At 69.3% G+C, this 16217-nt stretch carries 11 protein-coding genes; 9 read left to right on the top strand and 2 right to left on the bottom strand.

Annotation, left to right across the window (positions count from 1 at the left end; genetic code table 11):
• Together L0H79_RS13600 and L0H79_RS13595 are read right to left on the bottom strand one after the other, a co-directional pair.
• On the bottom strand, positions 1 to 1017 hold the full coding sequence (locus L0H79_RS13600; RefSeq protein WP_301485160.1) for a hypothetical protein: 1017 nt from the start codon (positions 1015 to 1017) through the stop codon (positions 1 to 3).
• Between the two features lie 4 nt (positions 1018 to 1021).
• Positions 1022 to 2344, bottom strand: coding sequence for an MFS transporter (locus tag L0H79_RS13595; protein ID WP_301485159.1), 1323 nt, complete (start codon positions 2342 to 2344; stop codon positions 1022 to 1024).
• Positions 2345 to 2618: 274 nt separating this feature from the next.
• Here L0H79_RS13595 and L0H79_RS13590 point away from each other — a divergent pair, with 274 nt between their 5' ends.
• From L0H79_RS13590 to L0H79_RS13550, 9 genes are all read left to right on the top strand, one after another.
• Positions 2619 to 3254, top strand: coding sequence for a 50S ribosomal protein L25/general stress protein Ctc (locus L0H79_RS13590; RefSeq protein WP_301485158.1), 636 nt, complete (start codon positions 2619 to 2621; stop codon positions 3252 to 3254).
• 71 nt (positions 3255 to 3325) lie between these two features.
• Positions 3326 to 3937, top strand: a complete 612-nt coding sequence (gene pth, locus L0H79_RS13585) for an aminoacyl-tRNA hydrolase (protein WP_301485157.1) — start codon at positions 3326 to 3328, stop codon at positions 3935 to 3937.
• A 128-nt stretch (positions 3938 to 4065) separates the two neighbouring features.
• On the top strand, positions 4066 to 8973 hold the full coding sequence (locus L0H79_RS13580; protein ID WP_301485156.1) for a DUF4082 domain-containing protein: 4908 nt from the start codon (positions 4066 to 4068) through the stop codon (positions 8971 to 8973).
• A 154-nt stretch (positions 8974 to 9127) separates the two neighbouring features.
• Positions 9128 to 10192: a Gfo/Idh/MocA family protein gene (locus L0H79_RS13575; RefSeq protein ID WP_301485155.1), complete on the top strand. Its 1065-nt coding sequence runs from the start codon at positions 9128 to 9130 to the stop codon at positions 10190 to 10192.
• A complete protein-coding gene (locus tag L0H79_RS13570; protein ID WP_301485154.1) occupies positions 10189 to 11181 on the top strand; it encodes an NAD-dependent epimerase/dehydratase family protein in 993 nt (330 codons plus the stop codon). The genes L0H79_RS13575 and L0H79_RS13570 overlap by 4 nt, the downstream gene beginning before the upstream one ends.
• A complete protein-coding gene (locus L0H79_RS13565; RefSeq protein ID WP_301485153.1) occupies positions 11178 to 12326 on the top strand; it encodes a DegT/DnrJ/EryC1/StrS aminotransferase family protein in 1149 nt (382 codons plus the stop codon). Before L0H79_RS13570 ends, L0H79_RS13565 begins: the two co-directional genes overlap by 4 nt.
• Positions 12323 to 13432 (top strand): DegT/DnrJ/EryC1/StrS aminotransferase family protein, encoded by a 1110-nt coding sequence (locus L0H79_RS13560; RefSeq protein WP_301485152.1) that lies wholly within the window; start codon positions 12323 to 12325, stop codon positions 13430 to 13432. The genes L0H79_RS13565 and L0H79_RS13560 overlap by 4 nt, the downstream gene beginning before the upstream one ends.
• Positions 13433 to 13437: 5 nt before the next feature.
• Positions 13438 to 14976: a lipopolysaccharide biosynthesis protein gene (locus L0H79_RS13555; protein ID WP_301485151.1), complete on the top strand. Its 1539-nt coding sequence runs from the start codon at positions 13438 to 13440 to the stop codon at positions 14974 to 14976.
• Positions 14973 to 16217: glycosyltransferase family 4 protein (locus L0H79_RS13550; RefSeq protein ID WP_301485150.1), on the top strand; the 1245-nt coding region annotated here is incomplete at its 3' end. The genes L0H79_RS13555 and L0H79_RS13550, both read left to right, overlap by 4 nt.

Genomic DNA, 16217 nt, shown 5'->3' with positions numbered 1-16217 from the left:
TCAGCGGATGACCGCCGGCGACCATGCCTTGGGGATCAGCATCGTCGGGGTCCCGGTCCCATCGGCGTTGACCACCCAGACGTTCGTCTGCGCGGCCTCGCTGCCCTGGCCCGGCAGGCCGTAGAGGATGTGCTCGTTGTCGAGCCACTCGACCTGGTCGTCGACGCTGTGCCGCTCGGCGAGCTGGGTCTCCTTGCCGGTCTTGAGGTCGAGCACGACGAGACGCCAGTCGCCCGGGCTGCGGTCGCCCCGCTTCTTGTAGGCGACCCGGGTCTCGTCGGGCGACAGCGAGGGGCACTCGGCGTCGGTCCGCATGGTGTGCACGGTCCGCGACGAGAGGGTGCCGGTTGCCAGGTGGGTGAGCCCTCCGAAAGCGACGGTGACATAGAAGGTGTTGTCGTCGCGCGAGAAGGTCACCCCCCAGTAGTTGCGGTCGATCGGGGTGATCTTGCGGCCGTCGTGGATGAGGGTGAAGTCCTCGAGGTTGCTGCTCTTGCCGGTCTTCAGGTCGGTGACGACCGTGCGCGTGGAGAACCCGGTCTGGGCGTAGGAGTCGCCGGCCACGAAGCTCGTCGTCGCGGAGTATCGTCCGTCCGCCGAGAGGCGGGCCCGGCTCGGGCTACCGGTCAGCGGGATCTGGCGCGACCTGCCGTCGGCGTTGTCGTAGACCTTGGCCGTGTAGGTCGTCACGACGCCCCGGTCGGAGGCGAGGCAGAGCGTCTCGCCGGTGGTGCCGAAGACGCGGTCGCAGCGCAGGTCGGTGAAGGCCCGGCCGCCACCGGGGTCGCCGAGCGGCACCATCGAAACGCGCCCGTAGTCAGGGCCGAGCGCGGTGTTGCGGAAGATGATCCGCGGCCCGGACTCGACCTGGGTGAGCGGGGCGGTCGCCTGGGTCGGTGCCGTGGCGATCTCGGCGAGCTGGGTCGACCGGCTCCGGGCGATCCACAGCACGGTGCCGGCGATGAGGAGGGCAGCGACGACCGCCACGGCGATGAGCCGAGACCGTGTCGACTCCACGTCGTCAGGCCTGCACAGCGGGGCGAAGGTTGCGCACGAGAGCCCATGCTACGGGCACGGCGACGAACAGGGTGACGGCGAAGACCCAGACGGCCGGAGCCCGGCCGACGCGCACCCAGAGCAGCCCGAAGAGCAGCGAGGAGGCGAACCGCGAGATCGCGACGACCGTCTGCGTCGTCGCGATCCCGACGGCCCGCGACGCTGTCGGTACCAGCGTCGAGGTCAGTGCCGCGAGCACGCCGTCCGTTGCGGCGTAGAACGCGCCGAGGAAGAGCAGGCACAGGATGGTCGTCCCGAGCCCGCCGGCGGGACCGGCCGCGCAGAGGTAGGCGGCGACGAGCAGCACGTGGCCGAGCACGAGCACATGCGGTCGCCCGACTCGGTCGGACAGGTGCCCGAGGGGCACGGCGAGGCTGAAGTAGGCGATGTTCGTCCCGACGAACAACAGCGGGAAGTACTGCGCCGCAAAGGAGTCCCGCTGCTGCAGCGAGAGGTAGAGGAACCCGTCGCTGACGGTCAGCACCCCGAGGATGGCGGCCGCCACGACGAGGCGACGCAGCCCGGGGCTGCGCAGCATGAGGCGCAGAGACGGCTTGGGGACGCTCGGGGCGGGAGCCGGCACAGGCGACGCCGAGGACACAGAGGACACAGCGGCATCCGGGTCGCTGCCTTGGCCTGCGGCGCGGGCGCTGTCGCGGCGCGGGCGTAGGTCCGGCACGAGGAGCCCGAGCACGACCAGGCCGACGAGCGCTGCCGCGAAGGAGGCGACGAAGACCGACCTGTAGTCGCCCGGCACGACCCAGAGGATCCCGAAGGCGAGCAGCGGTCCGATGGCCGCGCCGACGGTGTCGAGCGCCCGGTGGATGCCGAAGGACCGGCCCAAGGTGGCCTCGTCGCTCGCGGTGGCGATGAGGGCGTCGCGTGGCGCGGTGCGCAGGCCCTTGCCGAGGCGGTCGACCGAGACGATCGCCGAGATCGCGGCGAAACCGTGAGCTGGGATCAGGACCAGCTTCGTCGCCGCGGACAGGGCATAGCCGATGAAGGCAACCCACTTGGGCCGGTCCGTGCGGTCGGAGAGCCAGCCACCGAGGATCCGCACCAGGGCGCTCGCACCCTGGTAGATGCCGTCGACGACGCCGTAGGCAAGCGGTGACAGCCCGAGCACGACCGTCAGGTAGAGCGGCAGCACCGCGCTCAGCGACTCCGACGAGATGTCGGTCAGCAGGCTGACCGTGCCGAGCGCGACGACGGTCGAGGCGACCCGTCGTCGAGCCCCGCGGCGTGGCGAGTCCTTGACGGCCGGCTTGCTGCGGTCAGCGAGATACACGGTTCCCCTTCCCGGTGCCGCGCGCCACTCCCCCGGCGTGCGTTGCGCCCGATTTGGACAGGATACGTATGCCGCTCAGTCCCCGTGGGCGATTTCGTGCACTTCGCACGGGGCAGGTACGATCGGCCCTGTTGCCTCGGCGAGGGACGGTGCACGGTGGCCCGTCCGTGATCGACGCGGTGGTCGCCCCCAGGGCCGGTCCACGGTGTCTCCGCGCCGCGTCCCACGTCGAGGCCCACCGCCACACCCGTCACGACGAGAGAGACACGCCCTCATGCCCGAGATCAAGCTGACCGCCCAGCCGCGCACGCAGTTCGGCAAGGGCGCCGCCCGCAAGCTGCGCCGCGAGCACCAGATCCCCGCCGTCATCTACGGCCACGGGACCGACCCGATCCACGTCGCCCTGCCCGGCCACGCGACGATGATGGCCCTCAAGACCACGAACGCCGTGCTGACCGTCGACCTCGACGGCAAGGAGACGCTCGTCCTGGCCAAGGACGTCCAGCGTGACCCGATCAAGCCGATCATCGAGCACGTCGACCTCGTCGTCGTGCGCCGCGGTGAGAAGGTCAACGTCGAGGTCGCCGTCCACGTCGAGGGTGAGGCCGCCCCCGACACCCTCGTCAACCTCGACCTGCAGAGCCTCGAGCTCGCCGTCGACGCGATGCACATCCCCGAGCGGGTCGTCGTGTCCGTCGAGGGCTATCCGGCCGGCTCGCAGGTGCTCGCCGGGGCCGTCGAGCTGCCGGAGGGTGCCGAGCTGCTCACCGACCCGGAGTGGCTCGTCGTCAACGTGACTGCCCAGGCCGCCGCCGAGGAGCTGGAGGCCGAGGGCGCCGAGGCAGAGGGGGCCGAGGGCGAGGCGGCGGCGGCCGAGGCCGTGTCGGCTGCGGACGCCGGCGAGGGCTGACATCGAGCGGTCTGTGAGGGGGCCCGGCACGTGCCGGGCCCCCTCGCCCTGTCCGGGTGGGCGGCATACTGATGCCCGTGGAGACGTGGCTCGTGGTCGGACTGGGCAATCCCGGCCCCAGGTACGCGGGCAACCGGCACAATGTCGGCGCCATGGTCGCGGCGGAGCTCGTCGCGCGGCACGGCGGCGGGTCGCTCAAGGCGCACAAGACGCGGGCGTCGGTGTGCGAGCTGCGGCTCGGCGTTGCGTCCGGTGGCGTGCAGCAGTCGCCACAAGGGCAGCGAGCCGTCGTCGCGGTGCCGAGCAGCTACATGAACGAGTCGGGCGGGCCGGTTTCGGCGCTGCTCAGGTTCTACTCCGTCGACCTCGGGCGGCTGATCGTGGTGCACGACGAGCTCGACATCCCCGCCGGGACGATTCGGCTCAAGCGTGGCGGGGGAGAGGGTGGCCACAACGGGCTGCGCTCGGTCAGCAAGTCCTTGGGCACCAAGGACTATCTGCGGGTGCGGGTCGGGATCGGCCGCCCCCCGGGGCGGATGGACGCCGCCGACTACGTGCTGCGCGACTTCTCGGCGGCCGAGCGCAAGGAGCTGCCGTTGGTCGTCGGCGACGCAGCGGATGCCGTGGAGTCGCTGGTGGCGGTCGGGCTGGTTGACAGCCAGCAACGGTTCCATGCGCCCTGAAATGTCCGGCTCTGGCTGGGCTTGTGCTGTGAACTCTCGTCGTTCTTGAGCGGCTGGGTGCTCGCCGGCTCTACATTGACAGTCGAAGGGATCTGGGTGGGTCCCTCCGAGGGGTGTGGAGAGTGACGATGCGTGCAGTCATGCGGTCTTGGCGGCAGAGGTTCACGGTCGGAGTGGGGGCGGGGGCGCTCATTCTCACCGGTTTGGTGGCGGTACCACCGGCACACGCGGCAGATCCGTGTGCCAGCGGCAACGCGATCGTGTGCGAGAACAGCAAGCCGGGCAACGACCCGTCCGAGTGGGACCTGTCGAACGGCAACTCCGGAGACGACTCCATCCAGGGCTTCGCCACGTCGATCTCGGTGACGCCCGGTGGCACGATCGGGTTCAAGATCAAGGCCGAGACGAACGCCTCGTACAACATCAACATCTACCGCCTCGGTTACTACGGGGGGAAGGGTGCCCGGCGCCAGGCCTCGACTATCACGGTGAGCAGCCCGAAGAGCCAACCGGCCTGCATCACCGACCCCTCGACGAACAACTTCGACTGCGGCAACTGGTCCCAGTCGGCCCAGTGGACGGTCCCGTCGACCGCGGTCTCGGGCGTCTACATCGCGACCCTCAACCAGGGAAACGCGTGGAGCCAGATCACCTTCATCGTCCGTGACGACTCGAGCCACTCCGACGTCGTCTTCAAGACCTCGGACGCGACCTGGCAGGCCTACAACACGTACGGCGGGTCAGACTTCTATGTCTCGCCCAACCCGCTGGGCACCTCGCAGGCGCGGGCCTACAAGATCAGCTACAACCGGCCCTTCGCCACCCGTGGCTGGCAGAACGGGCGCGACTTCCTCTTCAGCAACGAGTACCCCACGCTGCGGTTCCTCGAGCGCAACGGGGTCGACGTCAGCTACACGACCGACACTGATGTCAGCACCGGCACGACGACCCTGACGAACCACAAGGTCTTCATGTCGGTCGGGCACGACGAGTACTGGACGCTGCCCGAGCGGCGGCATGTCGAGGCCGCTCGCGACGCGGGGGTCAACATGATGTTCCTGTCCGGCAACGAGGTGTACTGGCACACCCGGCTCGCGCCGAGCATCGACGGCACGAGCACGCCGAACCGCACCTTGGTCTGCTACAAGGACAGCTGGGAGCCGACCAAGATCGACCCTGCTGCCGAGGGGTCGAGCACGTGGCGCGACCCCAGCCAGCCCTACCCGAACGGGTCGAACCCGGAGAACTCGCTCACCGGCACGATCTACATGTCCAACTTCACCGACCTCCCCATCACCGTGTCCGCCGCCGAGGGGAAGTCCCGGCTCTGGCGCGGGACGTCGCTGGCCAGCCTGCCCGCGGGCGGCTCGGCCGAGCTCGCGCCACACACGGTCGGCTACGAGTCCGACGAGGACCTCGACAACGGGGCGCGGCCGGCAGGGCTCATGCGCCTGTCCACCACCACCGGGCCGACTCCTCAGCTCGTCCAGAACCCGGCCGGGACCCAGGTCCAGCCGGGCACCACGACCCACAGCCTGACCCTCTACCGGGCCGCGAGCGGTGCGCTGGTCTTCGGCGCGGGCACCGTCCAGTGGGGCTGGGCTCTCGACCAGTACCACGACGGCGACAACTCCAACCCGCCGGACAGCCGGATCCAGCAGGCGACGCTCAACATGCTCGCCGACATGGGCGTCCTGCCGACCACCCTCATGTCCGGCCTCGTCATGCCGGCCAAGAGCACCGACACGCAGGCGCCGACCGTGCACATCACCGCGCCGACTGCCGGGACCACCGTCCAGAACGGGTCGCAGGTCACCGTCACGGGGACGGCGAGCGACGCCGGGGGCGGCGTCGTCACCTCCGTCGAGGTCTCCCTCGACGGTGGGGCGACCTACCACCGGGCAACGGGGACGGCCTCCTGGTCGTACACCAGCGTCGTCCACGGGGTCGGCGCGTCCTCGATCAAGGTGCGCGCGACCGACGACAGCGCGAACCTGTCCGCGTCGGTGTCGGTGGCGACCACGATCGTCTGCCCGTGCTCGCTCTTCGGCGAGGCAGTGCCGCAGGTCTCCGCCGCGGACGACTCGTCGGCGGTCGAGCTCGGCGTCAAGTTCACTGCGGACGCCGACGGGTTCATCGGCGGCATCCGGTTCTACAAGGGCACGGGCAACACCGGCACCCACACCGGCACCCTGTGGTCCAGCGGCGGGCAGGCTCTGGCGACCGCCACCTTCAGCAACGAGACCGCCTCCGGGTGGCAGTCGGTCACCTTCGCGTCATCGGTCGCGGTCACGGCCGGCACCACGTATGTCGCCTCCTACTACGCCCCGAACGGGCACTATGCCGCCGACGCCGGCTACTTCAGCGCTGCTGACGTGAAGTCTCCGCCGCTCAAGGCTCCCGGCCAGCCGTCCGGCGTCGCCAACGGCGTTTACGCCACCGGGCATGCCTTCCCGAGCAGCTCGTACGGCGACACGAACTACTGGGTGGACGTGACCTACACCAAGGACGACACGACGCCACCGACCGTGACCCAGGTCTCGCCGCTGCCCGGCGCCTCGTCCGTGCCGTCCACGGCGACGCCCAAGGCGGTCTTCGCTGCGACGATCGACCAGTCGAGCCTGAGCCTCGTGCTCAAGGACTCGGACGGCGCGGCAGTGCCCGGCACGGTCGCGTTCAACAGCTCGACGCGCACGGCGACCTTCACGCCGACAACGGTGCTGGAGCACAGCGCCAGCTACACGGCCACCGTCAGTGCCTCGAGCGCCGCGGGCGTGCCGATGGCGACGCCTTACACCTGGTCGTTCACGACGGCACAGACGGATCCCCAGCCGGGAGTCTGCCCGTGCTCGATCTGGTCCGACTCCGACGCCCCGCAGGTCGCCAGTGAGACCGACACGGCCAGCGTGGAGCTCGGCGTCAAGTTCAAGGCGGACGTCGACGGTCAGGTCGCTGCGGTCCGCTTCTACAAGGGCCCGCAGAACCTCGGGACCCACACCGGCTCCCTGTGGACCGCGACGGGCATCCTGCTCGCCTCCGTGAACTTCGCCGGCGAGTCGGCCAGTGGGTGGCAGACGGCCTACTTCAGCTCACCGGTCAACATCACCGCAGGCGCGGTCTACACCGTGTCCTACCGGGCACCTTCCGGCGGGTACTCCACCACCGCGAGCGGGTTGACCAGTGCCGTGGACTCCCCGCCCCTGCACACCATCGCAGGCGGAGGCGTCTACACGTACGGCACGGGCGCCCCGACGGAGCCGTCGTCGACCAACTACTGGGTCGACGTGGTGTTCAACGCCACCGACGCCGCTCCAGTGGTCGCAGCGACCACACCCGGGACCTCGGCGACGAACGTCAACGTGAACAGTACGGTGACGAGCACCTTCCAGGCGACGGTCAAGCAGGGCACGGGCACGATGGTCGTCAAGGGCCCGGACGGCACACAGGTGCCGGGCGCCCTGAAGTATGACGCCACGACGCGGACGTTCACGTTCACGCCAACCACCGCCTTGGCTGCTTCGACGACCTACCAGGCGACGGTGAGCGGTGCCACGGCGCTGTCCGGCCTGCTCATGGACCCGTACACCTGGTCCTTCACCACCGCAGGCATCGACGCATGTCCGTGCACCCTCTTCGAGAGCACGGCGACCCCGTCCGTGGCCGACAGCGGCGACCCGGACGCGGTCGAGCTGGGCGTCTCCTTCACGCCGACCTCCGACGGCCAGATCACCGGGGTGCGCTTCTACAAGTCTGCGCTCAACACCGGCACGCACACGGGCAGCCTGTGGAGCGCGACCGGGACCAGGCTGGCGACCGGGACGTTCTCCGGCGAGACCGCCTCGGGCTGGCAGACCCTGACCTTCGGTCAGGCGGTTGCGGTCAGCGCAGGCACGACGTATGTCGCCTCGTACTTCGCGCCGCAGGGGCACTATGCGGTCAACAGCGGCTTCTTCGACAAGGCATGGCAGAACGGCCCCCTCACCGCCTCTCTGACGAACGGGCTGTACAAGTACGGCTCGTCCGGGGGCTTCCCGAATGACACCTTCGGTTCGACGAACTACTGGGTCGACCCGATCTTCCAGACGGGTTCTCCAGCGGACCACACGGCGCCGTCGGTGACGTCGACGACCCCGCTGGCCGGATCCTCCAGCCAGTCGGCGACGAACCCGGTCAGCGCGACGTTCGACGAGGCCGTGAAGGACAGCTCGATCTCCTTCACCCTGAAGGACTCCGGTGGGACGTCCGTGGCGGGGACGACGGCCTACACCGCGTCGACGAAGACGGCCACCTTCACTCCGTCCGCAGACCTCGCGCGTGGCAAGAAGTACACGGCGAGCATCACCGCGACCGACCCTACCGGCAACGCGATGTCGCAGGCGAAGACGTGGACGTTCACCACGGCTCAGCCCGACCCGGTTCCGGGCGTCTGCCCGTGCGGCATCTGGACGGACGCGACGACCCCCGATGTCCTCTCGGAGCCTGACTCCAAGGTCGAGGTCGGCACGGCCTTCACTACCGACACCGCGGGTTCCCTCACAGGCGTGCGCTTCTACAAGGGCGCGGCGAACACCGGGCCGCACACCGTGAGCCTGTGGGACTCCAGCGGGACCCGCCTGGCCACGGCCACCTCCACCGAGGAGACGACCCAGGGCTGGCAGAGCGTCATGTTCGACCAGCCCGTGTCGGTCACGGCCGGGGCCACCTATGTCGTGTCCTACCTGGCCAACGACGGGAACTACTCGGTCACGGCATCGGGGCTGGCGACAGCGATCGACCGTGCGCCCCTGCACACCCTCGCGGCCGGTGGTCGGTACGCCTACGGCGGCGGCTTCCCCTCGCACACGTACGACAGCAGCTACTTCGTCGATCCGATCTTCACGACGGGCAGCGGAGCATCCGCGACACCCACCGGGACGGCCACCACGTCGGCAACCCCGACCGGCACGGCTACGACGTCGGCGACGCCGACCGGGACGGCTACGACGGCAACCCCGAGCGGCACCGCCAGCACGTCGGCGACGCCGACTGCGCCATGAAAGCTGAAGGTTCCGCGCGACCACTTCAGACAACGGATTTGTCAGTTCTGCCACGAAGAGCGTCAGTTTGGGGTTCCATGTCCTGTAGGGGGCACCGAACGCGGCTGAAGCCGCGAATCTGTTGATGGCCTGACTTACTGGGGGGTTTGAAGGTATGACGCTGCGTGCAGCGGTGATCGGCGCGGGCTACTGGGGCCCCAACCTGGTCCGCAACTTCAGGGGAAGCGCAGAGTGGGAGCTCGCCGCGGTCTGTGATCTCGACGAGTCGCGGGCGCGCAAGGTCGTCGGCGATGCTCGGGTCGACATCGAGACAGACGTCCGGCGCCTGCTCGCCCGCGACGACATCGATGCCGTGGCGATCGCCACACCAGCCAACACGCACCATCGGCTGGCTCTTGCCGCGCTCGAGTCCGGTCGGCACGTGCTCGTCGAGAAGCCGCTCGCGGCATCGAGCGGGGAGGCCCGCGAGATGGTGCGTCTCGCCGCGGACCGAGACCTCGTCCTCATGTGCGACCACACCTACTGCTATACGCCGGTGGTCCAGCGGATCCGCGACATCGTCCAGTCGGGCGAGCTCGGTGAGGTCCTCTTCGTCGACTCGGTGCGGATCAACCTCGGGCTCGTGCAGCCGGACGTCGACGTCCTCTGGGACCTGGCTCCGCACGACCTGTCCATCCTCGACTTCATCCTGCCGGGCGGGCTGATGCCCGAGGGAGTCGCCGCGCACGGTGCCGACCCGATCGGGGCAGGGCGGGCCTGCATCGGCTACCTGACCATGCCCCTTCCCGGTGGCGCGATGGCGCACGTCCATGTCAACTGGCTCAGCCCGACGAAGATCCGTCAGATGGTCGTCGGGGGGAGCCGGCGGACGCTCGTCTGGGACGACCTGAACCCGCAGCAGCGGCTCAGCGTCTACGACCGGGGGGTCGACCTCGACCTCAGTTCGCGCACCGAGGACCTGTCGGACCGGCGCGCGGCCGGCATCTCCTACCGGCTTGGGGACATGTACGCCCCGTCGCTGCCAGAGGTGGAGGCGCTCGGCAGCATGGTGGGCGAGTTCGCTGCCGCGATCCGAGAGGGACGTCCGGCTCGTACCGACGGGCAGGGAGGCCTGCGCGTCCTCGACGTCCTCGAGGCGTCGACCCGCAGCCTCAAGGACGGCGGGCGGATGGTCGAGGTGGGTATCACAGACTTGCTTGAGACGGAGGCACTGGCATGAGCACGCTGAACGGAGCCCGTGTGCTCGTCACCGGCGGCGCCGGGACGATCGGCTCGACCATCGTCGACCAGCTGCTCGACGCGGGCGCCGCCCACGTCGACGTACTCGACAACCTCGTACGGGGCCGCCGGGAGAACCTGGCCGAGGCCTTCTCCCGTGGAGACGTGGCCCTTGTCGAGGGCGACGTCCGGGACCGCGACCTCGTCCACGACCTGACCCGCTCTGCCGACATCGTCTTCCACCAGGCGGCCATCCGCATCACCCAGTGCGCGGAGGAGCCCCGGCTCGCCCTCGAGGTGCTCGTCGACGGCACGTTCAACGTGCTCGAGGCGGCCGGGGAACACCACGTCGACAAGCTCGTCGTGGCCTCGTCCGCCTCGGTCTATGGTCTGGCCGAGACGTTCCCGACGGACGAGCGGCACCACCACCACAACAACGACACGTTCTACGGGGCGGCCAAGTCCTTCAACGAGGGTATGGCGCGCAGCTTCCGCGCGATGAAGGGCCTCGACTACGTGGCGTTGCGATATTTCAACGTCTACGGCCCCCGGATGGATGTCCACGGGCTGTACACCGAGGTCCTCGTCCGGTGGATGGAGCGGATCGCCGACGGGCTGCCGCCGCTGATCTTCGGCGACGGCGCACAGACCATGGACTTCGTCTATACCGTCGACATCGCCCGGGCCAACATCCTCGCGGCGCTCTCCGACGTGCACGAAGGCGTCTACAACATCGCGAGCGGCACCGAGACCTCACTGCTCGGGCTGGCTGAGGCACTGTTGTCGGCGATGGACTCCGACCTCGGCGTCGAGCACGGCCCGGAACGTGCGGTCAACGGCGTCACGCGGCGGCTGGCGGACGTCACGGCCGCCGAGCGCGACCTCGGCTGGCACGCCACGACAGACCTCGACACCGGCCTGCGAGAGCTCGTCGACTGGTGGCGACCTCAGCGCGAAGCCGTCGCGGCCGGACGGAGGGCCACGGTATGAGTCGGATCAACGTCATGCAGCCCTGGCTCGGCGAGGAGGAGATCGCAGCCGTCGCCGATGCCATCCGCTCCGGGTGGGTCGCCCAGGGGCCGCGCGTCCTCGAGTTCGAGCGGGCCTTCGCCCGGCGGATGGACGCCCAGCACGCGGTAGCCGTGTCGAGCTGCACCACCGCGCTGCACCTGGCGCTCGTCGTCGCGGGTATCGGCAACCACGACGACGTCGTCGTCCCATCCTTCTCCTTCATCGCCACGACTAACGCCCCGACCTACGTCGGTGCCCGCCCCGTCTTCGCAGACATCGATCCCGAGACGGGCAACGTCACCGCGGACACCGTCAAGGCCGCGCTCACGGAGCGGACCCGAGCCGTTATCGTCGTCGACCAGGGCGGCGTGCCGTGCGACCTTGGCCCGATCAGGGCACTGTGTGACCCCCTTGGGATCGTCGTGATCGAGGACGCGGCCTGTGGAGCCGGGTCGACCTATCGTGGTGCCCCGGTCGGTGCGCGCGCGGATATCGCCTGCTGGTCGTTCCACCCGCGCAAGCTCCTCACGACCGGCGAGGGCGGGATGATCACGACGGCTCGTGCCGCCTGGGCCGACCGGGCGCGGCACCTGCGCGAGCACGCCATGAGCGTGAGCGCCGCCGACCGCCACCAGTCCGTCCTGCCGCCCGCCGAGGAGTACACCGAGGTCGGGTTCAACTACCGCATGACGGACCTGCAGGCGGCCATGGGACTGGTCCAGCTCGGCCGCCTCGACGACATCGTGGCTCGCCGGCGCGAGCTGGCTGCGCGGTATCGCGAGGCGCTGAGCGGCATACCGGGGCTGCGGTGCATCGACGACCCCGACCACGGGACGTCGAACTTCCAGTCGTTCTGGGTCGAGGTGGCGCCGCCCTATCGGCTCACTCGCGACGGCCTGCTGGCCCACCTGGCGGCCCGCGAGATCTCCGCCCGACGGGGCATCATGGCGGCCCATCGCCAGCCCGCCTACGACACGACGGGGCCGGTCTCGTTGCCGGTCACCGAACGGCTCACGGACAACACCCTGATCCTGCCCCTCTTCCATCAGATGACCGAGCACGACCAGGATCGGGTCGTCGACGCGGTCCGATCCGCTGCAGCACTCGAGGAGAAGCGCTCGTGACCACGTCAATCCCGTTGGTGGACCTGCGTGCCCAGTTCGACGAGATCGCCACGGAGGTGCGCGAGGGCATCGACGGTGTCATGGCCACCACTGCCTTCATCGGCGGGCCCCAGGTGTCCGCCTTCGAGAGCGAGTACGCCGCCTTCGTCGGTACGAAGCACTGCATCGGCGTCGGCAACGGCACGGACGCGCTCGAGATGGCCTTCCGCGCCGTCGGTGTCGGGCCCGGTGCCGAGGTGGTCGTGCCCGCCAACACGTTCATCGCGACGGCCGAGGCCGTCGTCCGGGCCGGTGGGGCTCCGGTGTTCGTCGACGTCCGGCCGGACACGCTGCTGCTCGACCCGACCCAGCTCGAGCAAGCCCTGAGCACACGGACCCGTGCGGTCGCGCCGGTCTCCCTGTTCGGTCAGGTCGCTGAGATCGAGCAGATCGAACGGGTCATCGGCGACCGGCCGATCACGGTGGTCGAGGATGCCGCCCAGTCACAGGGGGCCGAACGTCTGGGCCAGCGCTCCGGTGCCTTCGGCCGGGTCGCGGCGACGAGCTTCTACCCCGGGAAGAACCTCGGGGCGGCAGGCGACGCCGGGGCCGTCACGACGGACGACGACGACCTTGCGCGGGCGGTCCGGCTGATGGGCGCGCACGGCTGCGAGCGCAAGTACGATCACGAGTCGTTCGGGTTCAACTCGCGGCTGGACACGCTCCAGGCGGTCGTGCTGAGCGCGAAGCTGCGGCGCCTGAAGGACTGGAACGCCCGGCGGGCGGAGGCGGCCGCCCGGTATGACGAGTTGCTGGCCGGCATCCCCGAGGTGCGGACCCCCATCACGGCACGCGGCAATGCGCACGTGTGGCATCTCTACGTGGTCCGCATGCGGGACCGCGACCGGGCCCTCGCGGCGCTCCACGCGGCCGGGATCGGTGCGGGCATCCACTATCCCGTGCCCGTGCACCTGACACGGGCCTTCGCCGGCCTCGGGGGCGGGGTGGGGGCGCATCCGGTCGCCGAGGCTGCGGCCGGGCAGATCCTGTCACTTCCGCTGCACCCGCACCTCACGTCGGCTCAGCAGGAGCGAGTCGTCGACGTGCTACGCGGTGCCCTGGGGTGAGCGCCGTGGCTGCTGGATCCAACAAGGAGCAAGCCGTCTCGATCGAGGCGGGGTCGGGTGAAGAAGAGTCAGGTCGATCGCTGGCGGGTCAGGTCGGTCGGGGCGCGATGTGGGCGGTCGCGGCCAACATCGTCATGCGGTTCGCCAGCATCGCCATCACCGCCGTCCTGGCACGACTGCTGTCACCAGAAGACTTCGGGGTCTTCGCGATCGCTTTGGCTGTCTTCCTCGTCGTGGCCAGCCTCGCCGAGCTCGGCATGGGATCTGCCGTCGCCCGCGCCGCGACGGAGCCCGAGGACATTGCACCTACTGTTGCGTCGATCTCCATCCTCGTGGGGACCGGGGTGGGGTTGCTCATGGCGGCGTTCGCTCCCGCCCTGGCAACGCTGCTTGGTCAACCCGAGGCCGCCGGGCCGATCCGGATCCTCTCGATCTGCGTCGCCTTGACCGGCTTCTTCGCGGTGCCAGGGGCGCAGTTGGTGCGAGAGTTCCGCCAAGGACGCATCTTCCTTGCCGCGATCGTCGGGTTCGTGACCGCCAACCCGATCCTCATCGTGCTTGCCCTCCATGGCGGCGGTGCAGAGGCCTTCGCCTGGTCCCGGGTCATCGGGCAGTTGGCCAGCGGCGTCGTATTCTGGTTCAGCACGTCGCACCGCTATTTACCAGGTTGGCGCTCGGACCAGGTGAAGCCATTGCTGATGTTCGGTCTGCCGCTGTCCCTCGCCAACCTCGTGAACTGGACGCTGCTCAACGCGGACTATCTGATTCTGGGTCGCCTCGTCAGCGCAGCCGAGGTGGGCGTCTATATGATCGCGTTCAACGTCGCGAGCTGGTCCACTTCCGTCTTGGGTTCGGTTCTCAACAGCGTCGTCGTGCCGGCGCTGGGCAGGGTGAGCGGCGACCCACCCAAGCTGCGTCAGGCGATCACTCGCGCGGGTCAACTGGTCGGGCTCGTCTCGCTGCCGATCGCCGCGATCTGCGTCGGGCTGTCGGACCCGATCATCCGGACGATATACGGGGACAAGTGGATCGACTCGATTCCGGTCCTGTCCGTGCTCGCCGTCTACGGCGCCGTCTACGCCTTCTCGCTGTTGTTCGTGAACGTTCTCGTAGCCACGGGCCAGACCATGCGGCTGCTGCTCATCCAGCTTGGCTGGGTGGTAGTCCTCGTCCCGACGATGGTGCTCGGACTGAGGCACTGGGGACTCGAGGGTGTCGCCTGGGCGCACGTCGTGACTATCGGTCTGGTCGCGCTGCCCGCCTACCTGCTCGCCGTGAGGCGCTCCACCAGCTCCGGGGTACGAGCCCTGCTCCCGGTGGTGCTTCGGCCGTTGTCGGCAGCGGTACTGGCGGGTGCGACTTCCTGGCTTGCCTCCTTCCTCGTTGGCCCCGAGATCCTGCGCCTGCTGGTCGGTGGCCTCGCCGGCGGCGCCGTCTACCTGGCGCTCACCGGCGCGTTGATCACCCAGCAGATCCCGGCTCGGTTCGTCCCACGCTGGGTCCCCACACGCTGGCGCTCGGTCGAGGCGCCGGAGGCGTCATGACAGATCTGCGGACCTCAGCGGCGGCGAGCGTCATCTCCCCCGGTGACCTAGCACCAGGATCTGGCCGGGCGCTCAGCGTGCTGATCGGTCTGGAGGGCCTGGCCCTCGGGGGCTGCCCCATCAACGCCCTGGATCTGGGCCGCACGCTGCGACAGCGCGGTCACCAGGTGTCCGTTTTCGCGATCGACGAGGACGTCAAGGTGTCGCTGCTGCCATATGCCGCCCGCTGTGGTTTCAACCCGGTGTTGCTGCCTGCGGGGTCGGGGACAATGGCACGGACGCGTCAGATCCGCAAGGTTGCCGACTCCACGGGGGCCGATATCACGCACGTGTTCGGGCCGTGGCTCGGGCCGGTCGCCTCGGTCGCGATGGCCTTGCGACGGTCGGGGGCAGCAGTGGTCACGAACTGGACGATGGAGAACGTCTTCTACACCCCCCGGCACACGCCGGTCATCGTCGGCACCCAGCGCCTTCTCGATGAGCTCGGGCCGCGCCACGAAGGGCGGGTGTGGCTGATGGAGCCACCGGTCGACCTGGCGGCTGACGCCCCGGATCCTGTGCGGGGCAAGGAGTTCCGGCACGCCTGGAACATCGCCGATGACGAGCTGGCAGTAGTCGTAGTGGGTCGGGTGGACGCGCACCTGAAGGCGGAGGGACTGTGCCACGCCATCCGCGCGGTCGAGATCAGCGACCCCGGTCTGCGGCTCGTCATTGTGGGGGACGGCGATGCGTTCGAGCAGATCCGGGAGTTGGCCGAGGAGGTCAACCAACGCGTCGGGCGGGCAGCCGTGCTCCTGACTGGCTCCATGAACGATCCGCGTCCGGCCTACGATGCGGCCGACATCGCCTTGGGCATGGGTGGATCGGCGCTGCGAGCTTTGGCACATGGCAAGCCGCTCATCGTTCTCGGCGCGCATGGCTTCGCCCGGACCTTCGAGCGGGCGAGCGTGAGCTATTTCTACGGCGCGGGCTTCCACGGCGAACAGGGCCCGAAGGATCCCATACAGCATCTGGCGGCGCTCATGAGCTCTCTGCGTGACGATGAGCGACGTGAGGCGTTGGGCCAGTTCGGCTTGTCGGAGGTGCGCTCCAGGTTCAGCCTCGAGACTGGAGCCATCAAGCTGGAGCAGGTCTACCGATCTACGCTTGCGCAGTTGCCTCCTGCCCGGAAACGGCGCATGGTCGCTGCCGAACAGGTCGCTCGAGGAACGGCCCGTGAGAGCTGGCAGGCCGTGCACGGG

The sequence above is a fragment of the Intrasporangium sp. genome, assembly GCF_030452765.1.
Taxonomy (GTDB): domain Bacteria; phylum Actinomycetota; class Actinomycetes; order Actinomycetales; family Dermatophilaceae; genus Intrasporangium_A.
The sequence above is the reverse complement of the archived record's forward strand: the minus strand, read 5'-3'. Positions and strand labels throughout refer to the sequence as shown.

What these genes read in the sequence shown, in the direction of transcription:
- L0H79_RS13590 (WP_301485158.1), top strand. Translation starts at nt 2,619, where the DNA reads ATGCCCGAGATCAAGCTGACCGCCCAGCCGCGCACGCAGTTCGGCAAG.
- pth (WP_301485157.1), top strand. Translation starts at nt 3,326, where the DNA reads ATGCCCGTGGAGACGTGGCTCGTGGTCGGACTGGGCAATCCCGGCCCC.
- L0H79_RS13580 (WP_301485156.1), top strand. Translation starts at nt 4,066, where the DNA reads ATGCGTGCAGTCATGCGGTCTTGGCGGCAGAGGTTCACGGTCGGAGTG.
- L0H79_RS13575 (WP_301485155.1), top strand. Translation starts at nt 9,128, where the DNA reads ATGACGCTGCGTGCAGCGGTGATCGGCGCGGGCTACTGGGGCCCCAAC.
- L0H79_RS13570 (WP_301485154.1), top strand. Translation starts at nt 10,189, where the DNA reads ATGAGCACGCTGAACGGAGCCCGTGTGCTCGTCACCGGCGGCGCCGGG.
- L0H79_RS13565 (WP_301485153.1), top strand. Translation starts at nt 11,178, where the DNA reads ATGAGTCGGATCAACGTCATGCAGCCCTGGCTCGGCGAGGAGGAGATC.